Annotated in this window: 3 protein-coding genes; all 3 read right to left on the reverse strand. The window is 55.2% G+C overall.

All coding sequences use genetic code 11. The features are described 5' to 3' along the window. Positions 1–975 precede the first annotated feature (975 nt). On the reverse strand, positions 976–1251 hold the full coding sequence (locus tag EXY20_RS38620; RefSeq protein WP_135557768.1) for a MoaD/ThiS family protein: 276 nt from the start codon (positions 1249–1251) through the stop codon (positions 976–978). A gap of 1 nt (position 1252) precedes the next feature. Next, positions 1253–2353 carry a WD40/YVTN/BNR-like repeat-containing protein gene (locus EXY20_RS38625; protein ID WP_135557769.1) on the reverse strand — a complete coding sequence of 367 codons (1101 nt, stop codon included), beginning with the start codon at positions 2351–2353 and terminating at the stop codon, positions 1253–1255. A 321-nt stretch (positions 2354–2674) separates the two neighbouring features. Continuing rightward, positions 2675–3193 (reverse strand): VOC family protein (locus tag EXY20_RS38635; protein WP_235886406.1); only part of this gene is annotated, 519 nt, incomplete at its 5' end.

Here is a 3193-nt window from a genome sequence, read left to right on the forward strand (position 1 = left end):
AACGCGCCACCGACGGCCCAGCGTCCTACCATTCCACCGCTGTATCTGACATTAAAATCGATGAAGTCCTGCGAATGGCTGAGCATTCGTGAGAAATACCCTTAAATACGAGGGACGGAACCTACAGTCCTTATTTATCTCCAGGAACCGCTTTTATCGAGGGACGGAACTGACAGCCACTATTGGATGAAAAAACATCAAATGAGGCGAAACATGCGAAAATAAGAGCGCCTCGTTCCGTTAGCATCAAAAAACAGGTCGCAATTTCCTAAATAAGAGTGGTGAATTCCGTCAAGCATCTAGCCATAGAACCAGCTCATGAGAAGATCGAACGTCCACAACTGAGGTCACAAACATTACAGGCTGCAAGAAAAAATCTCCCCTTAAAAGGGGGGAATCGCCAAGCCCGATATCTAAATGGCTGATTTACTATGATTTTCGAGCATAATCGTTGGTCTGGGGGAGGACGCTGCTCATTCTGTATGATTTTTCGAGTATAATCATTAGCTTGGGCGCGGATGCTGCTCATTCTGTATGATTTTTCGAGTATAATCATTGGCTTGGGCGCGGATGCTGCTCATTCTGTGTGATTTTTCGAGTATAATCGTTGGCTTGGCTGCGGACGCTGCTCATTCTGTATGATTTTTCGAGCCTAATCGTTGGTTTGGGCGCGGACGCTGCTCATTCTGTATGATTTTCGACTATATGCGGCTCTCTCTGTGCTTTCCCGAAGGTATACACCATTTGTCGACTTACCATTTTACGGCCAATTTCGATGACAAGCGGTGCTTTGCACGAAATGACCGGTTTGTTCCACACCTTTCTTCGCACCTTTCTTCGCACCATTCTCCGCTCGTCCCCTGCTGCCGTACCTCCAGGCGCTTCCCTCGGCGGCAGGATATCCTGGCAACCGTCCGGCATCAGGCGGCAGCCGATCGCCACCGCCAACCGTCGCCGCTTCATCCGTCTCCCCCGCTACCCGCCCGACACCGCCTGGAACACATGCAGCTTGTCCCCCGCGCGCAGCGGCACGTCCAGCGACTCCATCCAGGCGATATTGGCATCGTTGTAGAAAAGCAGCACATGCCGCCGCACATCGCCGGCTTCATCGTAAACGTGAACGCGCAGCAGCGGATAAGCGGCGAACAGCGCCTCGATTGCGCCGCCCACCGTTTCCGCGTCCAACTCGAAGCGGTTGCGCCCGCCGGTGCAATCCCGCAGCAGGCCCGGGACGCTGATTTCGATCTTCATTTCATTCCTCCGTGATCCACGGCTTCACGCACAGGATGCGCGAAAGTTGCCCCGGCAGCCGCTCCCATGTCCTGCCGCGGTCCAGAGAGCAGAACACTTCGCCCGATGTTGTACCGAAATAGACGCCATACTGATCGAGCGCGTCGACCGCCATCGCGTCGCGCAGCACGCTGACATGCCGCTGCTCTTCCGGCAGCACGTCGCCGATCGGCAGCCAGCCCGCCTCGCCGCGCGGCCTGCCGTACACGAGCAGCTTGCCGTCCCGCATCGATCGCTGTTCGCTGCTTTCCAGCGGCAACAGGAACAGGTCGCCGTCCGGCGATACGGCAATCGGAAACCCGAACGGCGCATCTCCTTCCTTCACGGTCAGCCCTTCCTCGATCGGGAACCACGAATCGCCGCCGTCGTTCGATTGGAACACGCCGCTATGCTCTTGCATATACAACGTGTCAGGCTGGGACGGGTCAAGCACGATCTTGTGGATGCAATAGCCGACCTCCGGGTAAGGCTGCCCTGTCGGCACCCTTGCAAGCCCAACGTTGCGCGCCTGCCACGTTGTCCCGCCGTCCTCCGTGCGGAATACGCCAACGGCCGACATCGCCACCCACATGCGCCGGGCGTCGCGCGGATCGATCAGAATCGTGTGCAAGCACATGCCGCCGGCTCCCGGGAACCAGCCCGGCCTGCTCGGATGCTTCGTCAAGCCGTCCAATTCGCGCCAAGTCGCGCCGCGGTCCCGGCTGACGAACAGCCCCGCTTCTTCGACGCCGGCGAACAACGTGTCGGGCTCGGACGCATGGCCGGGGACGAGCTGCCAAATCCGGTTCAGCGCGAACCCGCTCTCCTTCGCATATGCCGGACCGTCGGCAATCTGCGTCCATGTCGCGCCCCAATCGTCGCTGACGCGAATCGTCGGCCCGTACGCCGCATGCGAAACCCCGGCGAAGATCCGGTTGCCGTGGCGGCTGTCGCCAAGCACGCTGTACGCTTCCCAGCCGGACAAAAACGGCCCTTCAAGCGTCCACTTCCGCCTTCCCTCATCCGAACGATACATAAAAATGCCTTTGTTGGTGCCGACAAGCACATTCAACCGTTGGGCCACTGGGAACGCCTCCTGAACAAATTTCGCCGAACCGTGCCGTTTCCGAAACCTCTCCGAAGTCTGGAAGTTGTATCCGCTTCCATTGTAGCGAATATACGTTCGCTCGTCCATCCCCTTTATCAAAATTAACTCGGGGCAGCTTCCTGGTAGTCCATAGTCCTCGTACCTCAATCCAAAGTGACCGAGGTCCCTGACGCCCGACTGAAGACGTTGTGGCGGGAGCAGCCGTTGACGAAAAGGTTTGATTTTCCCGCAAGCCGTCCCGCATGGGTTTCCCGAAACAGAAAAGGTCACCCGATATCCGGATGACCAAATCATCAATCATTTTGAGACGGTTACTTCACTCATCAGGGCATGTACATTTTGGTCCGGGTCATGAAAAAACGCCATCCAAGTTGCTGTTTGACCCATCTCAGCGACTTTGTGCGGCTTACCCAAAAATTGTACATTCCGATTGACTAATGTTTCGTACGCCGAGTCAATGTTGTCGACATTGAAATAGAACACAGAACTGGGATGATCGAACTTGGGATCCTCCGCAGTGCCCAGTAAAATGCGAATGCCGTTACAATCGAAAAATGTCATGTTGGGAACCCGAAACAATAGGGTTAGACCCAAAGTCTCTTGGTAGAACCGAGTCGCAGCTTCCATATCATGCACACGAATCGATATTTGTCCAATTCCTTTCATTTGTAATTCCGAACTCATTGTGATCTCTCCTTGTATGCTAAGAGCAGCTACCGATTGGTGGTTGCTCTTGAATATTTTTTTAGACTCTTTAAGACAGTGATCTTTGAAAAATGAATCGAAAGTGTTTCCCGGCTTGCGGACGTAGCCCAA

Origin of the sequence: Paenibacillus cymbidii, assembly GCF_004764705.1 — a bacterium.
Classification (GTDB): Bacteria; Bacillota; Bacilli; order Paenibacillales; family NBRC-103111; genus Paenibacillus_AN; species Paenibacillus_AN cymbidii.